Here is a 23,819-nt window from a genome sequence, read left to right on the forward strand (position 1 = left end):
ATTGATGCTTCTTGTGGTTTACCAGTCGGCAAATGCTTTGTTAAAAATATTCTCGGTGATTTCTTCAATCATCTCAGTTGTCAGATCGTTCTCAACAGCGTTAATATTCTGATCTGAAGGAAAATCTCTAAAGGCTGAAAAACTACTTTCCCAATTAAGTTTAGGGTCCTTGTAGTTTTTGTAGCGAACCTTCACTGTCATCGACAAGCGTGTTTCAGCCGAAACCGCATCGGCCTGAATAGCCATGGGACGGACACTATAGCCTGTAATTTCGCCCGAAAAATCCACATCGCCCGTGCCATTTACCAGAGCTAGTCGTGACTCGTTGGAAATACGGTCTTTCAGGCCTTCTGTAAAATTTTGGCTCAGTACCGGATTAATTAGCGGCGCTCTGTTGTCAAAATACTGTACAGAAAATTTGTTAATATTTTCAGGGATTGAAGCACCGCTCATGGTCATGCTAACTGAGCAGGCAGTAATGGTAAGTACCCATATTGCTGCTATAATACTGTATACTGTTTTCATCGTTCTATTTGATATTCTTTTATTTTACGGTACAAAGTACGTTCAGAAATTCCAAGTTCTACAGCAGCTTGTTTCCTGCGTCCATTGTACTTATCAAGTGCTTTCTTAATTAATTCAATCTCCTTATCCGCTAATGACAGAGATTCTTCCACAAATTCTTCAGTGTCCTGTATCGAATCGTTGCCCTCATCACTGACCGTGTTTGAGTAGGGCATCGGTTTCATGCTGTTGTTGGCCGAAACAAAGTCACCGTCTTCACTCTGGTAAAGCTTTTGAATAATTTGTGCATGCTCCCCATGGGAACTGACATTGCCATTTTCCATCATGTCAAGTACCAGCTTCTTAAGGTCATTCATGTCCTTTTTCATGTCGAAAAGCACTTTGTACAAGATTTCCCGTTCGTTACTGAAGTCGGCTTCTTTTTTACTGCTGCTGTCGATAATGGCCGGCAGATTGTCGCCAGAGTGGTATGGCAAGTACTTGGACATTGCTTCGCCATTTATTTCACGCTCTTGCTCAATGACCGAAATCTGTTCGGTAATATTTTTTAGTTGTCTGATATTTCCTGGCCAGCGATACCGCACCAGCAGCTCCTTGGCATCTTCAGACAGTCGGATGGCCGGCATGCGATAGCGCGTGGCAAAATCATTGGCAAATTTTCTAAATAGCAGGTATATGTCATCACTTCGTTCGCGCAGTGGCGGGATAGTGATGGGTACACTGTTGAGGCGGTAGTATAGGTCTTCCCTAAATTTTCCCTCTTTAATGGCTTTTTCCATGTTCACATTGGTGGCGGCGACCACCCGAACATCGGTTTTCAATACTTTTGACGAGCCTACCTTTATAAATTCACCGGCTTCGAGCACTCTTAATAGTCTGACCTGTGTATTTAGGGGCAATTCGCCTATTTCATCTAAAAAGATTGTGCCACCATTGGCTTCTTCAAAATAGCCTTTGCGATCGGAAAGGGCTCCGGTAAAGGCTCCTTTTTCGTGTCCAAACAGTTCAGAGTCGATAGTGCCTTCGGGAATAGCGCCACAGTTAACGGCTATGTATGAACCATGTTTACGTGCACTCGACTGGTGAATGATTTGCGGAAATACCTCTTTACCTGTTCCGCTTTCTCCTGTAATCAGCACAGATAGATCCGTAGGAGCCACCTGAACTGCTACATCAATAGCTCTGTTTAGGCCAAATGAATTACCAATAATTCCGAATCGTTGTTTGATCTGTTGTAAATCCATTCTATCTAAGGTTATCTTTCTAGCCGTGTTAAAAGCCTGCTATTTTAGCAGACTGACTGACAAAGTTACAATTATCGGTCGTTTAGGCTCCCCATTATGTAACAATTTTTGTTAAAAGCGAAAGATTGTTTTCTCATCTTCTGGCAAATAAATTTATTTATGGGCCTAAGTTCATAACTTTGTATAAATTATTGTTATGAATATGGCGACAAAGAAAATATTAGGAATTATTCCGGCCCGCTATGGTTCAACACGTTTTCCGGGTAAACCATTGGCCGATATTGGGGGGAAACCCATGATACAACGCGTGTACGAACAAGTTTGCCAAACCTTAAGCACGGTTTATGTAGCAACGGATGATGAGCGTATTGATCAGGCTGTTAAAGCTTTTGGTGGGAAGGTGGTGATGACTTCGGTTGACCACCAGAGCGGCACCGATCGTTGCGCCGAAGCGTTGCGTAAAATTGTAGCGTTGGAGGAGGAGCAGTATTATGCTGTCATCAATATTCAGGGTGATGAGCCTTTCATCAGCCCGCTGCAAATAGAGAAGTTGGCTGGGTGCTTCGAAAATAGTGCGACTGAATTAGCTACTCTTGTCAAACCGGTTCAAGTTAAGGAAGATTTGTTTAACCCTAACAAACCTAAGGTTGTTGTTAGTAAGGATAGGTATGCGCTTTATTTTAGTCGTTCTCCAATTCCATATTTAAGGGGTGAAGCTGAAGAAAAGTGGGTGGAAAAGCATCGATACTTTAACCATATTGGTTTATACGGCTACCGCTCAGATATTCTGAATGAGATTACAGAGTTGCCAATTGGCGTGCTGGAGGCAGCGGAATCCTTAGAGCAGTTACGCTGGCTCGAAAATGGTTACACCATTAGGGTGGAGGAGACCGATGAGCAGGCTGTGGCTATTGATACCCCTGAAGATTTAGAGAAAGTTCTTAAATCCGGCTTGATTTAGTTATTACCAGTCATGTAGATATAAAAAATGGTCATCTTTATTTAGATGACCATTTCTTTTATAGTGTTTAGCGGTATACTTACAATTTACGGCTTACTTCAACTTCTTCGTAGGCTTCAACAATGTCACCCACTTTAATGTCGTTGTATTTTTCAATGTTCAAACCACATTCGTACCCGGCTGCAACTTCCTTCACATCGTCTTTAAAGCGCTTCAGTGAACCTAGTTCGCCTGTATAGACTACAATGCCTTCGCGAATCAATCGAATCTTGTTGTTACGCTTAATCTTACCTTCTTTCACCATACAACCGGCAATGGTACCAACTTTAGTGATTTTAAAGGTCTCGCGTATTTCAATGGTTGCAGTAATCTCTTCCTTAATTTCAGGCGACAGCATACCTTCCATTGCTGATTTAAGCTCTTCAATAGCATCGTAGATGATAGAGTATAGGCGAATGTCAATTTCTTCTTTCTCTGCAATTCGACGTGCTGCTATTGATGGACGAACCTGGAAACCAATAACAATGGCGTTTGAGGCAGTTGCAAGCATAATGTCTGATTCTGAAATCTGACCTACAGCCTTGTGAATAACATTCACCTGAATCTCTTCAGTTGACAGTTTAATCAATGAATCAGAAAGGGCTTCAATCGAACCATCTACGTCACCTTTCACAATAACATTTAACTCCTGGAAGTTTCCAATAGCGATACGGCGACCGATTTCATCCAGAGTAATATGCTTCTTGGTACGCATACCTTGCTCGCGCTGCAATTGCTCACGTTTGGTAGCAATATCTTTTGCTTCGCGCTCATCTTCCATAATGTTAAAACGCTCACCGGCCTGAGGAGCTCCATTTAAACCAAGCACCAATGCTGGTTCTGATGGACCTACTTCATCTACCTTTTGATTACGTTCGTTAAACATTGCTTTAACGTGTCCGTAGTGCGACCCTGACAACATCATGTCGCCCACACGCATGGTTCCGCTTTGAACCAATAGGGTTGTTACGTAACCACGGCCTTTATCTAGTGATGATTCAATAACTGAACCAATTGCTCGTTTATTCGGATTTGCCCGCAGCTCAAGAAGGTCAGCTTCGAGCAACACTTTCTCAAGCAGCTCATCGATGTTAACACCATTCTTGGCCGAAATTTCCTGGCACTGATACTTACCACCCCAGTCTTCAACCAGGTAGTTCATGTTCGCCAGTTCCTCGCGTATTCTATCAGGATTTGCACCTGGTTTATCAATCTTGTTAATTGCAAAAACAATTGGTACACCTGCTGCTGCTGCGTGGTTGATGGCTTCAACTGTTTGAGGCATCACATTATCATCGGCAGCAACAATAATGATGGCGATATCAGTAACCTGAGCACCCCTTGCACGCATGGCGGTAAATGCCTCGTGACCTGGTGTATCCAGGAAGGTGATCTGACGGCCATCTTCACGCTTCACGCTGTAGGCTCCAATGTGCTGTGTAATACCTCCGGCCTCACCGGCTATTACATTTGCTTTACGAATATGGTCAAGTAACGAAGTTTTACCGTGGTCAACGTGTCCCATAACGGTTACAATTGGAGGACGTTCAATCAGATCCTCTTCTTTGTCCTCTTCTTCCATTATTGACTCAACAACGTCGGCACTCACAAACTCAATGGTGTAACCAAACTCTTCTGCAACCAATGCAAGTGTTTCAGCATCCAAACGCTGGTTAATGGAAACAAACATACCAAGACTCATACAGGTTGAGATAATTTGATTGACCTGTACATCCATCATGTTCGCCAATTCATTGGCCGTAACAAACTCTGTTACTTTCAATATTGACTTTTCCTGATCTGCTTTTTCCAGCTCGGCTTGCTGACGCTGCGATTGCATTTCGCGTTTTTCGCGGCGGTGCTTAGCTCCTTTGCTTTTCCCTTTAGATGTTAAACGAGCTAAGGTGTCTTTAATTTGCTTTTGTACGTCTTCCTCGTTAACCTCTGTTTTAATCGGGCGTTTTTTAGCCTTAGTCGGACGCTGACGCGGGCGGGTGTCTTTTCTTTCGCCGCCTTGTCGGTTGTCGCCACTCTGTTGTGGCTTCAGACTAATATCAACCTTTTCCTTGTCCTTTTTAATGCGCTTCCGCTTCCGCTTTTTGTTCGCATTTTTATTAGCATCCTTATTATCGGATGATTTGGTTGGTGTTTTAGGCAATTCTATTTTCCCAACAACTGTCGGACCAGAAAGCTTCTTCACCTGGGTTGGGCGGAAAGCATCATCACTTTCAGTTTTATCTTCAGTAGCCTTTTCCGGCTGCTTTTCACTTTTTTGTTTCGCCTTTTCTTCAGCAGGTTTTTTATTTTCCTCTGCTTTCGGCTTTTTGACTTCTTCCACAGGTTTCTCTGAAACTTTTTTAACCGGCTTTTTCTCTAAATCAATTTTACCAACAACTTTCATCTCCTCTACAGGTTCTACCTTGGTAGGGATGTGCTCTGGTTTTTTGACAGGTTTTTTGGCCGACTTTGGTTCTTCTGGCTTTGGTTGTTCGGTTTTGGGTTGTTCTGCTTTTGGCTTTTTAGCTTCTTCAACCGGAGCCTCTTTCTTCTTCGGTTTTAAGGCATCTAAATCAACTTTTCCTACAACTTTAGGTCCAGATTCATCCTTGGCAGTCGGCTTAACATCCGGTTTTTCTTTTTCCTTCACTGGCTCTATATCATCTCTGATGTCTTCTAAAGAGATAGATTCTTTTTTCGACTTTTCTTTGAGCTTAGCCAGTTTCTCAGATTCTTTTTTAACATGTGAATCGCCTCTATACTCTTTCGCCAGAAGAGAATACATCTCGTCTGAGATTTTAGTATTGGGGTTAGTTTCAACTTTGAAACCCTTCTTCTGCAGGAATTCCACAATTGTGTGGAGTCCAACATTGAACTCACGTGCTACTTTACTAAGTCTTTTTCCAACTGCCATATAAATAGGACTCTTCTTATCGTTTTATTTTGTTCGGATTCAATTCTTTGCGGGCAAATATAGCGAATTATTCAAATTCGGCACTTAATATTTTCCTAACTTCCTGAATTGTTTCTTCTTCTAAATCTGTTCGCTTCACAAGGTCTTCAATCGATAAGTCCAGTACGGACTTAGCTGTATCACAACCTATTGCTTTTAGTTCGTCCAGTACCCAGCTGTCAATTTCATCTGAAAATTCATCCAGTTTTACATCTTCATCATCTTCGTCTGATTCGCGGTAAACATCCAATTCGTAGCCAGTCAGCTGCCCAGCCAGGCGAATGTTTAAACCACCTTTACCAATTGCTAATGATACTTCTTCCGGACGCAGGTAAACCTCAGCACGTCCTTGATCCTCTATCAGTTTGATATTGGTGATTTTTGCCGGGTTTAATGCTCTTTGAATAAATAATTGGGTATTGGAAGTATAGTTAATCACATCGATATTTTCGTTACGCAGCTCGCGCACTATACCATGTATACGAGAGCCTTTCATACCAACACAGGCTCCCACCGGATCGATTCGCTCATCGTAGGATTCAACGGCTACTTTGGCTCTTTCACCGGGTACTCGGACAATCTTTTTGATGGTAATCAATCCATCAAAAATCTCGGGTACTTCCAGTTCAAACAGGCGCTCAAGGAACACTGGCGATGTGCGTGAAAGAATAATGAGCGGGCTGTTATTGCGTATTTCTACTTTAACAACAACTGCTCTTACGCTATCTCCTTTGCGGAAAAAATCTGAAGGAATCTGCTCTGCTTTTGGCAAAATCAGTTCATTGCCTTCATCATCAATAATCAGAATTTCGCGTTTCCAAATTTGATAAACTTCTCCGGTAACGATATCACCCACGCGGTCTTTGTAGGCGTGGTAGATGTTATCTTTCTCCAATTCAAGGATACGGGCTGACAGGTTTTGACGCAAGCTTAAGATGGCTCTACGGCCGAAGTCCAGAAATTTAACTTCATCGGTTACTTCTTCACCCAATTCGTAATCTTCGTCAATCTTTTTAGCTTCTGATAAAGAAATCTGAAGGTTTTCATCTTCTAACTCTTCATCTTTAACAACCTCGCGGTTGCGCCATATTTCAAAGTCTCCTTTGTCATCGTTGATGATTACATCAAAGTTTTCATCTGTTCCAAAACGCTTGATCAGAACACTTCGAAATGCGTCTTCTAATACACTGATCATTGTTGCCCGATCAATGTTTTTGAGCTCTTTGAACTCCGAAAACGTATCTATCAGATTAATATTTTCCATACCCTAAGGAATATTTAAAAAGATATAATGTCTTTTACCTGTTTTACTTCTTCAAAATTACAATTTACCGTTTTCACCTGCAATTCCTTTCGCTTTTTCCCTTCTACTTTAACCATTTCTTCTACCTCCACGGTAAAGCTCTCGTCTTGCACTGACAGCAACTTTCCACTGAATTTTTTTCCTTCAGCAGTTAGTACTTCTACGGTGCGACCAATGTTTTTTAAGTACTGTCTTTTAACTTTGAAAGGCTGACCTATTCCGGCGGAAGCCACTTCAAGCTCAAAGTCTTCCTCATCACGATTAAGGCTGGCTTCAATGAATTTGCTTAGTTCTATGCAATAGCTGATAGGCACACCATTATCATTATCCACCACCACAATAATTTTATTGCCTGGCTTCACAGCTAACTCTACCAGAAACATTTCATCTGCCTCTAGCTTTTCGTCTATAATGTTTTTAATTACTGATTCAGTTATCATGCCTATTGTCTAATAAAATAGGGGACAAGATAGCCCCCTAAGTCTTTCACTCGGTAAATCCAGCGCAAAGATAATAAAATCAGTGCACTTATCCAAATAGCTCGTTTTTTATTAGCTGTTTAGGACAAGGGCCAGGCGTGTTATTTTTAGTTGATATAACCGAGGGTTTGCTTCATTTAACAATCCGCCTGTGGTCTCCTGCGAATTTTGTATATTGCTTGCCAATCAATTAGTAAGCACTTGTGAATAAACGAAAGATTATAAATGATCCGGTACATGGGTTTATTAAAATTCCCAACGATTTATTATATGATTTGACTGAGCATGCGTATTTTCAACGGCTTCGTCGAATTAAACAGCTTGGGTTAACGCATTTGGTGTATCCAGGGGCCGTTCATACACGTTTTCAGCATGCATTGGGGGCTATGCACCTGATGAGTTCGGCCATTGAAACGCTTCGTTCAAAAGGGCATACGATTACTTCAGAAGAGGCAAGTGGTGCGCATGCAGCTATATTACTGCATGATATTGGGCATGGTCCTTTTAGTCATGTTTTGGAGCACTCTTTGGTGGAAGTATCGCACGAAGTGATTTCTCAAGTGATTATGCAAAAGTTAAATGAGGAGTTTGAAGGGCAGTTGAGTATCGCCATCCAGATATTTAATAATAGCTATCCCAAAGGTTTTTTGCATCAGCTGGTGTCTAGTCAGCTGGACATGGATCGGCTTGACTATTTAAAACGAGATAGCTTTTTCTCTGGAGTGTCTGAAGGCGTGATTGGCTCTGATCGGATAATTAAGATGCTTAATGTGGTCAACGATAGGCTGGTTATTGAAGCCAAGGGAATTTATTCAATTGAGAAGTTTCTGGTTGCCCGAAGGCTCATGTATTGGCAAGTATACTTGCATAAAACAGCCTTGGCTGCCGAACAGATGTTGGTGCACCTGCTTCAGCGAGCCAAATGGCTAATCGCCAATGGAGAGGTCTTGTTTGGTCCACCTCATTTGCTCTACTTTATGAAGTCTAAGCCCGATGAGAAAGAGTTTTTTAGTAATGGTGAAGTGCTTAATAACTACACCATGCTGGATGATGAGGATATTATGTGTTCCATTAAAATGTGGACCTCTCACGAAGATGTTATTTTATCAACTTTGGCAAAGGGTTTTGTTAACCGTCAGCTGTGGCGTATTAAAATAAGTGATGTACCTATTGAGCCAACAGTTATTCTGGCGATTCAGGAAGCCACTTCAAGGGTTTATGGTCTCGACTCGGTTGAGCAGTCAAAATATTTTGTATTTAGCGATTCAATCACGAATAATGCCTACAGTATAAAAGATGATAAAATTGAAATTTTATACAATACGAACGAATTAAAAGATATTGCAAAGGCTTCTGACATGCTTAACCTTTCGTTGTTAGGGAAAACTGTTCGGAAACATTATGTGTGTTATCCTAAATGTATTGAGACCGAGCTGCAAACCGCTTCAACACTTTTCTAAAGTAAATATATTTGCTAGATTTGCACCAAATTTTTTAACATCTAGCTTGTTATTTAATTAGCTTTACAATATCCTAATGCTTTGTGGGCTCGATTAATGCAGCTGTCTAACAAACGTTTGTTATAGATGAAATTTACAGCCGGTCAGATTGCCGAATTATTAAACGGTAAAGTCGAAGGAAACGAAGAAGCGATTGTAAGGAATGTATCCAAGATAGAGGAAGGAAAGCCCGAAACACTCACTTTTTTAGCTAACCCGAAATACAATCAGTACATATATACAACTAAGGCAGACGTGGTTATTGTTAATGACTCGTTTATGCCTGAGCAGCCAATTGAGGCCACCCTGATTAGGGTGCCAAATGCCTACGAAGCTTTGGCGCAGTTACTGGAAATGTATGAGCAGAGTTTGCCTCAGAAAACAGGAATTGAACAGCCTTCTTTTATTGACTCATCAGCCACTTTAGGTGATTTTGTATATATTGGAGCCTTTGCCTACATTGGAGAAAATGTAAAAATTGGGAATAAGGTAAAAATATACCCTCATGCCTATATAGGTGATAATGTAAAAATTGATAACGATACTACCATCTATTCAGGGGTTAAGGTATATAAGAACTGCGTTATTGGGAAAAGTTGTACGATACATGCCGGTTCCGTCATTGGAAGTGATGGTTTTGGTTTTGCACCTAACGCCAACAATGAATATAGAAAAGTGGCACAAATCGGAAACGTAGTGCTTAAAGATCATGTTGAGATTGGGGCTAACACCACTATTGACCGGGCCACAATGGGGTCAACAATTATTCAGAAAGGGGTGAAGCTCGATAATTTAATACAGGTGGCTCATAATGTAGAAGTTGGAGAGAATACGGTTATAGCAGCGCTATCTGGTGTAGCTGGATCAACTAAAATAGGGCGCGATTGTATGATTGGTGGACAGGTTGGAATAGCCGGACACCTGAACATTGCTAATGGCACAAAAGCTGGTGCGCAAACAGGCATCAATAAGTCCATAACAAAGGAGAATACCATTCAGTTCGGATCGCCAACCATGGAAATGGGCGACTTTAATCGCTCATATGTTGTGTTTAAAAGATTACCACAGCTTAAAGCACAACTGGAAGAGTTGAAGAAGAAAATAGAAGAATAGCATTCATAATTCGTCGCCGTAAGGTTGAAGAAGTAAAGAGTATGACTGAAAAACAAAGAACTATAAAAACATCAGTAAGCCTAAAAGGAACAGGTTTACACACAGGTGTTGAAGTGAATTTCACTTTGATGCCTGCTCCGGTTAACCACGGGTATAAATTCAAACGAATTGATCTGGAGGGGCAGCCGGTTATTGATGCATTGGCAGATAATGTGGCTTTTACGCAGCGCGGTACCGTGTTGCAAAAGGGCGATGCCAAAGTAAGTACCATTGAGCACTGTTTGGCAGCTTTAACGGCCCTAAAAATTGATAACTGTTTGATTGAGGTAGATGGCCCCGAGGCGCCGATACTTGATGGCAGTGCCAAATTTTTTGTGGAAGCTATTAAAAATGCAGGCATCGAGGAGCAGGATGAAGAACGCCGTTATTTCGTGATCAAAGAAAAAATGGTGTTTGAAGATGAGGAGCGAGGCATTAAAATTATGGCCCTTCCCGATGAGGAATTTAGTGCAGACGTGAAAATTTCCTTTGATAAATCGTTACTGCTATCCAATCAATATGCCACGCTGGATAGTTTGGATGATTTTGAAAAAGAAATATCAGCTTGTCGTACATTTGTGTTCCTGCATGAGCTAGAGCCGTTGTTAAAAAACAACTTAATTAAAGGTGGTGATTTGGATAATGCCATTATTATCATCGATAAAGAAATTTCTCAGGAGGAATTGGATAAGTTAGCCGACTTATTTAATCAGCCTCGTGTTGAAGTGCAGCCAACAGGCATTTTAAATAATGTGGAGTTGGTTTATTCTAACGAGCCAGCCCGTCACAAACTATTGGATGTGATTGGTGATTTGGCCCTTTGTGGGATGCCAATTAAAGGGCGTATAATGGCAACTCGTCCTGGCCACATGGCTAATGTTGAGTTTGCTAAAATACTACGTAAGGAAATTAAAAAGCGAGCACTAAAGCCAGAAGCTCCACATTACGATCCGAATAAGGAGCCGGTTTGCGATATTAACGATATTAAGAGAATGTTGCCACACCGCCCACCTTTCTTACTGATTGATAAAATCATCGAGTTAAAGGAACGGTCGATTGTTGGGGTTAAGAACGTGACCATGAACGAACCGTTCTTTGTAGGGCATTTTCCTGATGAACCAGTTATGCCAGCCGTTCTTCAAATTGAAGCGATGGCGCAGGCGGGAGGTATATTTATTTTAAGTCAGCTGGATGATCCCGGCGCTTACAGTACCTATTTCCTGAAAATTGATAATGTAAAATTACGTAAGAAGGTAGTGCCTGGTGATACCATTATCTTCAAGCTTGAGTTAGTAGGTGAATTCAGACGCGGCATGGCCAATATGAAGGGGACTGCCTATGTGGGTGATACCATCGTTTCTGAAGGAGAGTATATGGCTCAAGTCGTTAAAAATAAATAATCTACACCAAGATGTTTCTGTTTGCATAAACGGAATGAATATAGAACTAAAACAACTGTAAAAATGAAACAACCATTGGCATATATCCATCCGGAGGCAAAGATTGCTCCCAATGTTGTTATTGAGCCTTTTGTTTCCATCGACAAAAATGTCGTGATCGAAGAGGGAACAACAATTGCGTCAAATGTGACGATTATGGAGGGCTCCAGAATTGGTAAAAACTGTAAAATATTTCCGGGAGCAGTTATTGGTGCTATTCCTCAGGACCTGAAGTTTTCTGGGGAGGAAACGACTGCTGAGATTGGCGACAATACCACTATACGAGAGTGTGTTACGGTAAATAGAGGAACTAAAGCCAAAGGAAAAACGGTGGTTGGTAGCAACTGTTTGCTAATGGCCTACACGCATATAGCGCACGATGCCTTTGTTGGTGATAATGTGATTTTGGCCAATGCCGTTCAGGTGGCTGGCGAGGTTGTTATCGATGACTTTGCAATTATTGGTGGTACATCAGCCATTCACCAGTTTGTTCACATTGGTGCGCATGTTATGGTGGCTGGCGGAACATTAATTGGTAAAGACGTGCCTCCATATGTAAAAGCCGGACGTGAGCGAATTTCTTATGCTGGTGTAAATTCCATTGGCTTGCGCCGTCGTTCATTTACCAATGAGCAGATCAGAGATATCCAAAATATCTACCGTTACTTGTTCCAGATGGGATTGAATAACTCTGACGCGATTGAAAGGATAGAGGCTGAAATGCCTGCCTCGAAAGAACGCGATGAGATTATTCTTTTTGTTCGTAACTCGCAGCGCGGAATTATTAAAGGTTATTATCCTGATAAGGCCTAATTATTGGGAAAGAGACTATAAATCAACCGGCCTTTGTGCCGGTTTTTTTATTGCAGAAAATCGAGATTCCGTCTCAGTCCCGAGTATTTTGTGCGCTTGACAGCTGACTTACGAAACAGCTCTCGAAAGCGCTCCTCATCCATCTGGTGCCATTCCTCTTTTGATAGCTGGAGTAGCTCCGGGTGTGGTTGAAAGCTTTCTTCCTGCGTTGGCCTTGCCTTCCAGTTCCAGGGACAGGCTTCCTGGCAGATATCGCATCCAAAAGCCCAGTTTTCAAATTGGTTTTTGAGGTCCTCAGGCAATGCTTCACGGTGTTCAATGGTAAGGTAGGAAATGCATTTATTGGCATCCAGCTGATAGGGGGCTACCAGTGCATCGGTTGGGCAGGCATCAATGCACCGGCGACAACCGCCACAAGCTTCTTTTATGGGTTGATCGGCTTCAAGAGGTAGGTTGCTGATTAACTCACCTATAAGTATATAGCTGCCGAGCTGTTTGTGTATCAGGTTGGTATTTTTACCAATCCATCCAAGGCCCGCACGCGTGGCCCACGCTCTGTCCAGCACAGGCGCTGAGTCGGTAAAAACACGTCCTTCGAGCGAAGTGTAGATGTGCTCTTTAATATATAGGAAGAGTTCGTTTAGCTTGTCTTTTATTACAAAGTGATAATCTTTTCCGTAGGCATAACGGGCCAGTTTTGGCGCCGTTGGGTCGTTTTGCAAGGCTTTGGGTTTGTAGTTGATGACCACAGAAATGATGCTTTTGGCACCTTCGACTAATAATGCCGGATTCACCCGTTTTTCGAAATGATTATTCATGTACGCCATACCGGCCTGATAGCCTTCGTCAAGCCAGCTGCGCAGTTGCTTCTCTTCCTTTGTAAGTGGTTCAATTACAGCAAAGCCAATATCTGAAAACCCCAGTTCAAGGGCTTTCTGTTTAATCTGCTGGTGATATGCCTGGCTGATTATATTCATTAATTTACTTCGATATCTTTGCTTTTGGCTGTTAAGGCCAATCGGGTTTTAAGTTCGTGCGCGGTATCATCATTCAGCATTTGGTAGTCAAACTCAAAGCTGTCGCCATTTTTCAATTTGACACGAATAGCCGTGATGTTGAGTTGTACTTCAAGGATCATGTCCCACGAGGCATCAATTGCTTTGGACCAGATTGATTTTTTAACCGCTATCTCGTTTTCATCAACTCTTATGTATGCTTTGCCAACTAATGAAAGCGGGTTGAAGCCGGCTCCTAAAACGGCGTAGTAAAGTCCGGCGATAAAAAATATCGACAAGTGGGTTATCGTGAAGCGCTGCTGCTCTGAATAAATGGCAAGGTAAATTGTGGCTCCCACCATTGCCAAACCGGCAATCAGACGCATGTAATTGATGCCTTGTTTTTTAACCAGATCAATATATAGTCCATCCATTTTCAAGTCGTTTTCTTTAAAAAAAGCCCTCATCTGAGAGCTTTTGATCGTTGTAAAGAGTATTTTTTATAAAAGTCCAAGCTCTAATAGGGCTTCCTCAGACAACATGTCTTTGGTCCAGGGCGGATCGAAGGTGAGATTCAAGTCAACGCTCGATATGCCATCAATGGCAGCCACTTTCTCATGCACTTCTTCAGGAAGCGATTCGGCTACTGGACAGTTTGGTGAGGTTAAGGTCATCACGACGCGTGCTTTACCTTCCTCATTGACATCAATCTCGTATATTAATCCTAAATCATAGATGTTAACCGGAATCTCGGGGTCAAAAATGGTTTTGATGACCTTGATAATTTCTCCTTCCAGCTGTAAAAACTCGTTTCCCATAATTTTAATTTTAGCCGTTAGCTACCTGTGTGGTGCTCATTTTTATTGATTACCGACTTACTTGATCTTCTCCTGATTAACCAAGCTTTGCTTTAAAAGCAACAGCATACAAGCGCATTTGTTTCATCATGGCCAGCAAACCATTGGAGCGTGTTGGCGACAAGTGGTCTTTCAGTCCAATTTGTTCCACAAATGTGAGGTCAGCATTCAGAATTTCATCGGGTGTGCGGCCAGACAGAACGCGAATAAGCAGTGCTATAATCCCTTTCGTGATAATGGCATCGCTATCTGCCGAATAGATGATCTTATCATCCTGCAGCTCAGCATGCACCCACACTTTTGACTGACAGCCTTCAATGAGGTTTTGCTCCAGTCGCCACTCATCTTTAAATCCTTCTAAATCGTTGCCAATTTCAATCAGGTATGAGTATTTGTCCATCCACTCATCAAAGGCAGCAAATTCTTCGATGATTTCCTCTTGTATTTCGTTTATTGTCATTGTTTGTTCGTTGTAATTATTTGTGTGGTAAAATTGATAATTAAAACCGAATCAACCAAAAAGCTGAGCCACACGTTCGGTTGCATCTGCCAATTTATCTATCTCTGCTTTGGTGTTGTATAGGGCAAACGAAGCCCGTATTGTACCCGGTATTTGGTAGTATTGCATCAATGGTTGTGCACAATGGTGCCCGGTGCGCACTGCGATGCCCATTTTATCGAGCATGGTACCAATGTCAAAAGGATGCACACTGCCAATGAGAAAGGAGATGACACTGGCTTTTTCGGCCGCTGTTCCAAAAAAACGGATGTTTGGAATACTTGCAAGTCGTTGACTGGCATAACTCAATAACTCCTGCTCATATTGTGCTATTGTATTGATTCCAATGGTGTTTACGTAATCAATGGCAGCGCCTAATCCTACAGAACCGCTGTAGTGGGGTGTGCCGGCTTCGAACTTAAAGGGGAGCTCATTAAACGTGGTTCCTTCAAAAGATACAGTTTTGATCATTTCACCTCCACCATGATAAGGCTCCATCTGGTTCAGCCACTCTTCTTTACCATACAGAACGCCAATTCCGGTTGGTGCATATAACTTATGACCACTGAATACATAAAAATCACAGTTGAGTGCCTGAACATCTACCTGAACGTGCTGAACCGCCTGTGCACCGTCAATCATCACTGGTATGTTTTTGCTGTGAGCTAAATCGATGATTGTTTTTATTGGGTTAACCGTGCCCAGCGCATTGGATATGTGAGCAATGGCTACCAGTTTTGTTTTGTTGTTAATCAGCTCATCAATGTTATCCAGAATCAGTTCGCCGGCCTGGTTGATGGGGATGTACTTCAGTACGATGCCTTTTCGTTTTTCAAGCAATTGCCACGGCACAATATTGGAGTGGTGTTCTAGCTGTGAAACCAATATTTCATCGCCAGGCTGCAGAAACGTGTCGCCAAAGGAAGCTGCCAGCAGGTTAATGGATTCGGTGGTGCCTCTTGTAAAAATAACTTCGTGCGTGTGTTTGGCATTAATAAACTGTTGAACTTTAACACGTGCATTTTCATGCGCTTCCGTGCATACATTGCTTAAATGATGCACACCGCGGTGGATATTACTATTGTATTTCAGGTATACTTCTGAAACAGCATCAATAACCTGTTGAGGCTTGTGCGTAGTGGCTGCATTGTCGAGGTATACCAGGGGTTTTCCGTATACGATTTCCTTTAAAATTGGGAAATCGGCTCTGATTTGTTCAATGTTAATATCCATTATTTCCTTTAACTAAAAAACAGGAAATGAGCTTTGACCCATTTCCTGTTCTATCCTATTCAATAATTTTACAGACAACTGACGCTTGCGCCCTGATGGCCACATACCACACAGGAATCGCATTTATCAAATTCGCCTCTGAAACGTTTTTCTACCAGGTTGCGAATGTTCTCTTTGAGGGGCTCTACCCTTATTTTCTCAATCACCTCGTAGGCAAAAGCAAACATCAGGAGGATGCGGCCTTCGTGCTCGTTGATTCCTCTTGAGCGCAGGTAGAACATGGCATCGTCATCCAGTTGCCCAACCGTGGCCCCGTGGCTACATTTTACATCATCGGCATAAATTTCCAACTGAGGCTTGCTGTTGATTTTTGCATTTTGTGTTAACAGCAGGTTGTTGTTGCTTTGGTAAGCGTTGGTTTGTTGCGCATCGGGGCGCACCAAAACGCGACCTGTAAACGCTGCCGAAGCCGAATCATCCATCACCCCTTTGAAAAGCTCAAAGCTTTCGCAATGCGGATGAGCATGGTCTATGAATGAGTAGTTATCTACATGCTGGTTTTTATCGCTGAGGTATAAACCATATACATGACTTTCGCAATTTTCATCATCCATAGTAACACGAATATTATTTCGTGTAACCCCCGAATGTAGCGTCAGGTTATTGGTCAGTATGTTGGAGTGTCTTTTCTGGTGCACATACATGCCTGAAACCTGCGTTGTAAGGTTGTGTTGATTTTGTATGTTGTAAATATCGAACACACTGTTTTCATTGGCATAGACCTCTGTGAGGTTATTCACCACAAATTTTTGTGGCGAAATGGTGTGATCGCACAGCATTACCTTTAGCTGGGCGTTGTCGTCCACAATTATCAGGTTACGCTGAAATACCAGGCGATCATTGTCTCCCGCCATAATGTTGACGAGCTGTATGGGTTTATCTACAACCACATTTTTGGGCACATAGATAAAAGCACCATCCTGAGCAAAGGCTGTGTTCATTGCAGCCATGGCATCTTCATCATCCGACAGGCTATATCCGTAATACTTCTCAAACAGCTCAGGGTGCTCAATTGCTTTGTCGCGGATACTTCCAACAATTACTCCTTCGGGAAGTTGATTGGGCGCTTCAAGTTGTGCGAACCAACCATTAATGAGGAATACGTTGTGGGTATCCAGATTGGGAACATCGCACTGAAACTTGTCTGTAGAGCCGTTAAGTGCTGCATCTCGGGTAAAAGCAATATCAAAAGTGCCTTTGAAGAAAGGTTGCAGATTTGTGTACTTGTAGGCTTCTACTTTGTTGGAAGGAATGCCGTTCTTCTCAAAAGATGTGAAGGCTGGCGTTCTGAGTGCATTCATTTTTTCGGGAGCACCTTCTTCCAAAAGAGCAAGATTCTCTTTGTATATCTGGCTATATTCTTCTTGCAGATTGACTATTCGGCAAGTTTTATTCATAATCTGTGTTTTTAGTGTTGAGCATCAGGTGCAAAGGGTGCTATTTGTAATTTGTTTTTAACAGAACTATGCGCCTGTTTTTTACTGTTAAGCACTAAACCTTAATCCTCAAACTCTTTTTTTATCCAATCGTAGCCTTTTTCTTCCAGCTCTAGCGCTAACTCTTTTCCAGCTGATTTAACTATTCGTCCTCTGTAGAGCACGTGCACATAGTCTGGCACAATGTAATCGAGCAGTCGTTGATAGTGCGTAATAACAATGGTTGATGTTTCAGGCGATTTTAATTTATTAACACCGTTGGCTACCACCCTCAGGGCATCAATATCCAAACCCGAGTCTGTTTCGTCAAGAATGGCTAATTTGGGTTCCAGCATGGCCATCTGAAAAATTTCATTTTTCTTTTTCTCACCACCAGAAAAACCTTCGTTTACCGAACGGTTAGTCAGGTTGGAGTCGATTTCAACCAGTTTTTTCTTTTCGCGCATCAGCTTAAGGAATTCGCTGGCCGAACAGGGCTCCTCATTTCTGTACTTGCGGTGTTCGTTGAGCGCTGTGCGCATGAAGTTCACCATGCTTACCCCCGGTATTTCAATGGGGTACTGGAAGCTGAGGAATAGACCTTCACGGGCCCGATCTTCTGGTGCCAGGTCTAGTAAATCTTTATCATTAAAGGTAACGCTACCCTCGTTGACTTCGAATTTTTCGTTACCGGCCAATACCGATGAAAGAGTACTTTTACCCGAGCCATTAGGCCCCATAATGGCATGTACCTCACCAGGTTTAACTTCGAGGTTAATGCCTCTTAATATTTCCTTGTCATCTATTTTGGCGTGTAAATCTTTAATGACTAACATATGTTGTTGCTAAATATTGTTTCTAAATGTGTTAATTGTTTGGCGGGTTTATCCCACACTGCCTTCGAGGCTAATTTGCAATAATTTTTGTGCTTCAACAGCAAATTCCATCGGAAGCTGGTTGATGACCTCTTTAACGTACCCGTTAACGATGAGTCCAACCGCATCTTCGGTGCTTAAGCCACGTTGGTTGCAGTAGAAAATCTGATCTTCACCAATTTTTGAGGTGGTGGCTTCGTGCTCCACTTTGGCCGTGTTGTTGGCGATTTCCAGATACGGGAAGGTGTGTGCACCACATTTATCACCCAGTAAAAGAGAGTCGCATTGACTAAAGTTACGGGCATTTTCTGCTTTTTTTGACACTTTTACCAGTCCCCGGTAGCTGTTTTGACTTTTACCTGCCGAAACACCTTTTGAAACAATCAGGCTTCGGGTATTTTTACCAAGGTGAATCATTTTTGTACCTGTATCGGCCTGCTGATAGTTGTTGGTGACGGCAACGCTGTAAAATTCTCCCACCGAATGGTCTCCCTGTAGGATACAGCTGGGGTATTTCCAGGTAATTGCTGAACCTGTTTCAACCTGTGTCCACGATATTTTTGAATAGTCGCCTTTACAGATGCCGCGCTTGGTTACGAAGTTGTAAATACCACCTTTTCCTTCCTTATCGCCAGGGTACCAGTTTTGAACCGTTGAGTATTTTACCTCAGCCCGTTCCATGGCCACAATCTCCACTATGGCAGCGTGCAGCTGGTTCTCATCCCGCATGGGAGCGGTACAGCCTTCGAGGTAACTTACATAGCTGTCGTCGTCAGCTATAATTAGTGTTCGTTCGAACTGTCCGGTGTTCATCGCATTGATGCGGAAGTAGGTGGACAGCTCCATTGGACAACGCACACCTTTAGGTATATAAACAAATGATCCATCACTGAACACAGCCGCATTAAGGGCCCCAAAAAAGTTATCCTGATGCGGCACTACCGATCCCAGGTACTTTTTAATCAGGTCGGGATATTCCTGAATGGCTTCACTGATGGAGCAAAAGATGATGCCTTTCTCGGCCAGTGTTTCTTTAAAAGTAGTTTTAACTGAGATGCTATCAATAACCGCATCAACAGCTACGCCAGCCAGTACTTTTTGCTCATCAAGCGGAATACCCAGCTTATCGAAAGTAGCTTTTAATTCCGGATCTACTTCATCCATACTTTCCAGCTCCGGTTTTTTCTTTGGAACGGCGTAGTAGATCATGTCCTGAAAGTCAATTGGTGGAATATTCAGGTGCGCCCAGTTGGGTTGCTTCATTGTTTGCCAATGACGAAAAGCCTTTAAGCGAAATTCCAGCATAAATTCCGGCTCATTTTTTCTTGCCGAAATCATACGGATGGTATCTTCGTTCAGGCCCTTAGGAAACTCCTCCATTTCGATGTCGGTATAAAAGCCATACTTGTATTCACCACCGGTTACTTCTTCTAATATTTTATCTTGATCTTCAGCCATATTTAACTTTAACTCATGTTCGTCAATCTAACAATGAAGCATACTATAAGTTCATTGTCTATCGTCAATTCAATCTTAAGTGGATACTTTGGTTATTGGAGGCACAAAAATAAGTAATTATTAAGATTAAATAAAAATTTGCTTTGCCGAAATTAGCCCTTTATGATATAAGTCAATACTTTAATTTCAGGGTAATTAGAGCTGGTTTAATTGTAGGGATTCAAAACGGTTTCCAGTCAACGAAAACCGATTAATGGCGGTTAAATAAGTACTTAAAATACTTTAAATAAAATTTTAGCCCAGTTGCAAGCCGGAGGCGTTGCCCGGAAGAATAAAACCGCCAGGTCGCTGTTCCAGAATCTTTTTGTACATGCCTTTAGCCATATTTTTGGCTCTTAGCTTTGCTTTATCTGCTATTGCTCCCTCGAAATGTGCATCAATGGTTTCGCACCAAAGCTGCACCCATCGGTCGAAATGGTTGGTTGTAATGGATTGGTTGAAGGCTTTATCAACGCCATGGTGTGCTTTAGCCGGATTGCCATTAAACCCTTTAATATCCAATAGGTTTAATTCCCAGAAGGCTATTAAAAGAAGGTAGTGTTTTTCCCACTCTTCCTCCGTCTTAATCATCTGATTAAAAAATGGCCTCAATAGCTCATCTTTTCGCACTTTTCCATAAAAGGTGCGTACCAGTTTTTCTATATCGTTGCGTGTTTGTAAATTTGATCTAGTCATCTGCGTTATAATCTTGTGTTATTCACCAAACAGATATGTTATGATTTTGTTTGTGTGAGTCGCAAAGGGTATTAATGCTTGGTTGTAAACTTATTGATTATGAATGAAGAGCAGTATTCGTTTGAGGAGTTAAGAAATAAAATAAAGGGGCGACTTGAGTTGGATGAGGTGTCGAGGGTGATATACAGTACCGATGCCTCAGCTTACTGTGAGAAGCCGTTGGGGGTGGTAACACCCAAAGATGCTCTTGATATAAAAGAGATCGTTCTTTTTGCAGCCAGGCATGGGATTTCGTTAATTCCAAGGGCAGCCGGAACATCGCTGGCAGGTCAGGTTGTTGGAGGCGGACTAGTGGTTGATGCAGGACGTTATCTGAATAAAATTCTGGAGGTTAATGCAAAGGATAAGTGGGTGCGTGTGGAGCCCGGCGTTGTGTTGGATGAGCTGAATCAGCACCTCGAGTCTTACGGACTGTTCTTTGGTCCGGAAACTTCAACATCAAACAGGTGTATGATTGGAGGAATGGTTGGTAATAATTCGTGTGGGGCGCACTCTTTATTATATGGTAGTACACGCGATCATACCCTCGAAATAAAAGGTTACCTAAGTAATGGGGAAGAGGCTACCTTCAAGGCAATACAAAAATGGGAGTTTGAGCAGAAATGTCGCAAAGAATCCTTTGAAGGGGAGATATATGCCGGTATTCGCGATTTATTAACGGATAAAGAAAATAGAAAAGCTATAAGGAAGGAGTTTCCGCATGCTGAAATTAACCGTCGAAATACAGGGTACGCGCTTGATTACTTAGTGTATGACTATCCCTTTAAGGAAGATGGGGGAACCTTTAATATGTGCAAACTATTGGCAGGTTCGGAGGGAACGCTCATGTTTACCACCGAAATAAAGCTGCAGCTTGTTGATTTGCCACCTAAAGAAAAGGGCTTGGTTTGTGTGCACCTTCACTCGTTAGAAGAGGCCTTGGAAGCTAACTTAGTAGCCCTTGCTTGCCAGCCTGGGGCGGTTGAGTTAATGGATAAAGCGATTATGGATCTGACCAAGGAAAATGTTCTTCAAAATAAGAATCGCTTTTTTGTGAACGGAGATCCTGAGGCCTTGCTTTTGGTTGAATTTGCTCGTGATACAAAACATGAGGTGGATGGTTCAGCAAACGACATGATTGAGGCCCTGAAAGAGAAAGGGTATGGCTATGCATTTCCGGTCGTGTATGGGCCTGATATAAAAAAGGTGTGGAATTTAAGAAAAGCTGGCTTGGGTGTATTGGCAAATATGCCTGGTGATGAACGTCCGGTACCGGTGATTGAGGATACAGCTGTCCGCCCGGCTGATTTACCAGCTTTTATTGCCGAAATCAAAAGTATGCTGCGCAAGTTTGGTAAAGAATGTGTTTACTACGCACATATCGGAACCGGGGAGCTGCACCTTCGGCCTGTTTTAAACATGAAGCAGCAGGAAGACGTTGATTTATTCCATCAAATTGCATTAGAAACGGCGGTTATTGTCAAGAAATACAAAGGTTCTTTGAGTGGTGAGCATGGAGATGGCCGATTGCGGGGGCAGTTTATTCCTATCATGGTTGGCGAGCACAATTACCAATTGTTCAAACAGGTGAAGCGGATTTTTGATCCAAACTTTATTTTCAATGCTCAAAAAATTGTCGATACCCCTTCGATGAATACCTCTTTAAGGTATAAACATGCCAGGCGGGATGTTGAGAAAGAAGTGATGTTTGACTGGTCATCTACATTGGGCATGATGCGAGCTGCCGAGAAATGTACTGGTTCAGGCGATTGCCGAAAAAGTCATTTGATTGGAGGTACGATGTGTCCGAGCTATATGGGATCGCGCAGTGAGGTGCAAACAACGAGGGCGAGAGCCAATATGCTCCGGGAGTTTTTCGCCGGCGAAATTCCGGCCACCAAACTAGGTTATGATGAGGTGAAAAGTGTCTTAGACCTGTGTTTATCCTGTAAGGCCTGTAAAACAGAGTGCCCGAGCAATGTAGATATGACAAAGTTGAAGGCTGAGTTTTTGCATAGTTACCATGGTCAGTTTGGTGTTCCCTTACGTTCGAGGCTCATCGCGGGTTTACCGGTTGTTAATAGACTCTTGATGCCTTTTTTCTCTTCGCTATATAATAAATGTATAGGTTTTGATTGGTTAAAGCAGCTCAACGAAAAATACATTGGTATTTCATCAAAACGTCAGTTGCCGAAGTTGTCAAAGGTGAGCTTTGATAAGTGGAATCGTCAGCGCAAAAGTACTTCCGGTGAGCAGGGGGCGGTGTATCTGTTTAGCGATGAGTTCACCAACTATAACGATGTTCACGTTGGAATAGCGACTGTTCTTTTATTGGAGCGTTTGGGCTATGAGGTAAAAGTATTGCCGGCCCGGGTGAGTGGGCGCACATATATCTCGAAAGGATTATTAAAGAAGGCTGTTAAATTGGCTAATCAAAATGTTAAGGAACTTTCAGTGCTTGTAAATGAGGAGGAGCTGTTGGTCGGTATGGAGCCATCAGCTGTTTTGACCATTCGCGATGAGTACATCGATTTGGTGGATGTGTCCTTGAGAAATGACGCAAAAAAGTTAGCTGATAATACCTATACCCTGGAAGAGTTTTTAGCAAAGCAGTTGGAACAGGGGAAGATTGATCGGCACCTGTTTACACAAGAGTCCAAAAGTATCCGATACCATGCCCATTGCTATCAAAAATCTTTATCTGACACCAGTTTGATAAAACGGGTTTTGGAGATACCGGTTAACTACAAAGCAGAGGAAATTAAATCTGGTTGTTGTGGAATGGCAGGTTCGTTTGGATTTGAAAAGGAACATTATGATTTGTCAATGCAAATAGGAGAGCTCGTGTTGTTCCCCGATGTGAGAAAGCACAAGGACGATGCGCTGATTGTTGCTGCCGGAACGTCTTGTCGACACCAGATAAAAGATGGGACAGGCGTCGAAGCCGGGCATCCGGCTCAAGTATTGTTCGAGGCACTTAAGTAATGCAAGGTCGGTTTATTTTCAAAGTCTCAGTTTTTTAAGGGGGCAATAGCGTAAATAGTAAGTGCTTATTTTGCTTCAAAAATAAGGCGATAACTGATGTGTCAAAAACATGACAAAAGACACTTGCTTACAGTTTTTGAGCGTTAGGGGGTTCTTTAATAGGTGATTTTTATCATAAAGTGCTAAATAACATGTTTGCATAAAGTGTAAAATTCAGCTAATCAGGGTTTAGTATTAGAAGTGTTAAAAATGAAATTTCCTTAC

General features: G+C 42.3%; 20 protein-coding genes. 6 read left to right on the forward strand and 14 right to left on the reverse strand.

Features of this window, described 5'->3' with window-relative positions; genetic code table 11:
• Positions 1-18 precede the first annotated feature (18 nt).
• Positions 19-525, reverse strand: coding sequence for an LptE family protein (locus ACSX1H_RS11075; RefSeq protein ID WP_439183944.1), 507 nt, complete (start codon positions 523-525; stop codon positions 19-21).
• Complete coding sequence (locus tag ACSX1H_RS11080) at positions 522-1,769, reverse strand: sigma-54 interaction domain-containing protein (protein ID WP_439183945.1); 1,248 nt, start codon at positions 1,767-1,769, stop codon at positions 522-524. Before ACSX1H_RS11080 ends, ACSX1H_RS11075 begins: the two co-directional genes overlap by 4 nt.
• A 196-nt stretch (positions 1,770-1,965) precedes the next feature.
• Between ACSX1H_RS11080 and kdsB the strand changes: the two genes are divergently transcribed.
• Positions 1,966-2,730, forward strand: coding sequence for a 3-deoxy-manno-octulosonate cytidylyltransferase (kdsB, locus tag ACSX1H_RS11085; protein ID WP_439183947.1), 765 nt, complete (start codon positions 1,966-1,968; stop codon positions 2,728-2,730).
• Positions 2,731-2,809: 79 nt separating this feature from the next.
• On the opposite strand, the gene infB is transcribed toward kdsB, so the two are convergent.
• The 3 genes from infB to rimP all read right to left on the reverse strand — a co-directional run bounded on the left by infB (position 2,810) and on the right by rimP (position 7,462).
• Complete coding sequence (infB, locus tag ACSX1H_RS11090; RefSeq protein ID WP_439183948.1) at positions 2,810-5,680, reverse strand: translation initiation factor IF-2; 2,871 nt, start codon at positions 5,678-5,680, stop codon at positions 2,810-2,812.
• A 67-nt stretch (positions 5,681-5,747) separates the two neighbouring features.
• Entirely contained in the window at positions 5,748-6,983 is a 1,236-nt protein-coding gene (gene nusA, locus ACSX1H_RS11095; protein WP_439183950.1) for a transcription termination factor NusA, read from the reverse strand.
• A 14-nt stretch (positions 6,984-6,997) separates the two neighbouring features.
• On the reverse strand, positions 6,998-7,462 hold the full coding sequence (rimP, locus tag ACSX1H_RS11100; protein ID WP_439183951.1) for a ribosome assembly cofactor RimP: 465 nt from the start codon (positions 7,460-7,462) through the stop codon (positions 6,998-7,000).
• Positions 7,463-7,704: 242 nt separating this feature from the next.
• On the opposite strand from rimP, the gene ACSX1H_RS11105 reads away from it, so the two are divergent.
• The 4 genes from ACSX1H_RS11105 to lpxA all read left to right on the forward strand — a co-directional run bounded on the left by ACSX1H_RS11105 (position 7,705) and on the right by lpxA (position 12,404).
• Positions 7,705-8,961 carry an HD domain-containing protein gene (locus ACSX1H_RS11105; RefSeq protein WP_439183953.1) on the forward strand — a complete coding sequence of 419 codons (1,257 nt, stop codon included), beginning with the start codon at positions 7,705-7,707 and terminating at the stop codon, positions 8,959-8,961.
• Positions 8,962-9,087: 126 nt separating this feature from the next.
• Positions 9,088-10,113, forward strand: coding sequence for a UDP-3-O-(3-hydroxymyristoyl)glucosamine N-acyltransferase (gene lpxD, locus ACSX1H_RS11110; RefSeq protein WP_439183954.1), 1,026 nt, complete (start codon positions 9,088-9,090; stop codon positions 10,111-10,113).
• A gap of 41 nt (positions 10,114-10,154) precedes the next feature.
• Positions 10,155-11,552 carry a bifunctional UDP-3-O-[3-hydroxymyristoyl] N-acetylglucosamine deacetylase/3-hydroxyacyl-ACP dehydratase gene (locus ACSX1H_RS11115; protein WP_439183955.1) on the forward strand — a complete coding sequence of 466 codons (1,398 nt, stop codon included), beginning with the start codon at positions 10,155-10,157 and terminating at the stop codon, positions 11,550-11,552.
• 63 nt (positions 11,553-11,615) lie between these two features.
• Positions 11,616-12,404, forward strand: a complete 789-nt coding sequence (lpxA, locus tag ACSX1H_RS11120) for an acyl-ACP--UDP-N-acetylglucosamine O-acyltransferase (protein ID WP_439183957.1) — start codon at positions 11,616-11,618, stop codon at positions 12,402-12,404.
• Between the two features lie 47 nt (positions 12,405-12,451).
• On the opposite strand, the gene queG is transcribed toward lpxA, so the two are convergent.
• The 9 genes from queG to ACSX1H_RS11165 form a co-directional block, all read right to left on the reverse strand.
• Entirely contained in the window at positions 12,452-13,381 is a 930-nt protein-coding gene (gene queG, locus ACSX1H_RS11125) for a tRNA epoxyqueuosine(34) reductase QueG (RefSeq protein WP_439183959.1), read from the reverse strand.
• Positions 13,381-13,866 (reverse strand): hypothetical protein, encoded by a 486-nt coding sequence (locus tag ACSX1H_RS11130; protein ID WP_439183961.1) that lies wholly within the window; start codon positions 13,864-13,866, stop codon positions 13,381-13,383. Before ACSX1H_RS11130 ends, queG begins: the two co-directional genes overlap by 1 nt.
• A gap of 33 nt (positions 13,867-13,899) precedes the next feature.
• Positions 13,900-14,217, reverse strand: a complete 318-nt coding sequence (locus ACSX1H_RS11135) for an iron-sulfur cluster assembly protein (protein WP_439183962.1) — start codon at positions 14,215-14,217, stop codon at positions 13,900-13,902.
• Positions 14,218-14,293: 76 nt separating this feature from the next.
• Positions 14,294-14,716 carry a SufE family protein gene (locus tag ACSX1H_RS11140; protein ID WP_439183964.1) on the reverse strand — a complete coding sequence of 141 codons (423 nt, stop codon included), beginning with the start codon at positions 14,714-14,716 and terminating at the stop codon, positions 14,294-14,296.
• A 51-nt stretch (positions 14,717-14,767) separates the two neighbouring features.
• The gene (locus tag ACSX1H_RS11145; RefSeq protein ID WP_439183965.1) at positions 14,768-15,988 is read right to left on the reverse strand and encodes an aminotransferase class V-fold PLP-dependent enzyme; all 1,221 of its coding nucleotides are present in this window, start codon (positions 15,986-15,988) and stop codon (positions 14,768-14,770) included.
• 68 nt (positions 15,989-16,056) lie between these two features.
• A complete protein-coding gene (gene sufD / locus ACSX1H_RS11150) occupies positions 16,057-17,445 on the reverse strand; it encodes a Fe-S cluster assembly protein SufD (protein WP_439183967.1) in 1,389 nt (462 codons plus the stop codon).
• A gap of 101 nt (positions 17,446-17,546) precedes the next feature.
• Positions 17,547-18,299 (reverse strand): Fe-S cluster assembly ATPase SufC, encoded by a 753-nt coding sequence (gene sufC / locus ACSX1H_RS11155; protein WP_439183968.1) that lies wholly within the window; start codon positions 18,297-18,299, stop codon positions 17,547-17,549.
• Positions 18,300-18,347: 48 nt separating this feature from the next.
• A complete protein-coding gene (gene sufB / locus ACSX1H_RS11160) occupies positions 18,348-19,796 on the reverse strand; it encodes a Fe-S cluster assembly protein SufB (RefSeq protein ID WP_439183970.1) in 1,449 nt (482 codons plus the stop codon).
• Positions 19,797-20,090: 294 nt separating this feature from the next.
• On the reverse strand, positions 20,091-20,531 hold the full coding sequence (locus tag ACSX1H_RS11165; RefSeq protein ID WP_439183972.1) for a group III truncated hemoglobin: 441 nt from the start codon (positions 20,529-20,531) through the stop codon (positions 20,091-20,093).
• 99 nt (positions 20,532-20,630) lie between these two features.
• Here ACSX1H_RS11165 and ACSX1H_RS11170 point away from each other — a divergent pair, with 99 nt between their 5' ends.
• Entirely contained in the window at positions 20,631-23,555 is a 2,925-nt protein-coding gene (locus ACSX1H_RS11170; RefSeq protein WP_439183974.1) for an FAD-binding and (Fe-S)-binding domain-containing protein, read from the forward strand.
• Positions 23,556-23,819: the final 264 nt, after the last annotated feature.

The sequence above is a fragment of the Carboxylicivirga taeanensis genome (assembly GCF_051851475.1).
In the GTDB taxonomy this organism is placed as follows: domain Bacteria; phylum Bacteroidota; class Bacteroidia; order Bacteroidales; family Marinilabiliaceae; genus Carboxylicivirga; species Carboxylicivirga taeanensis.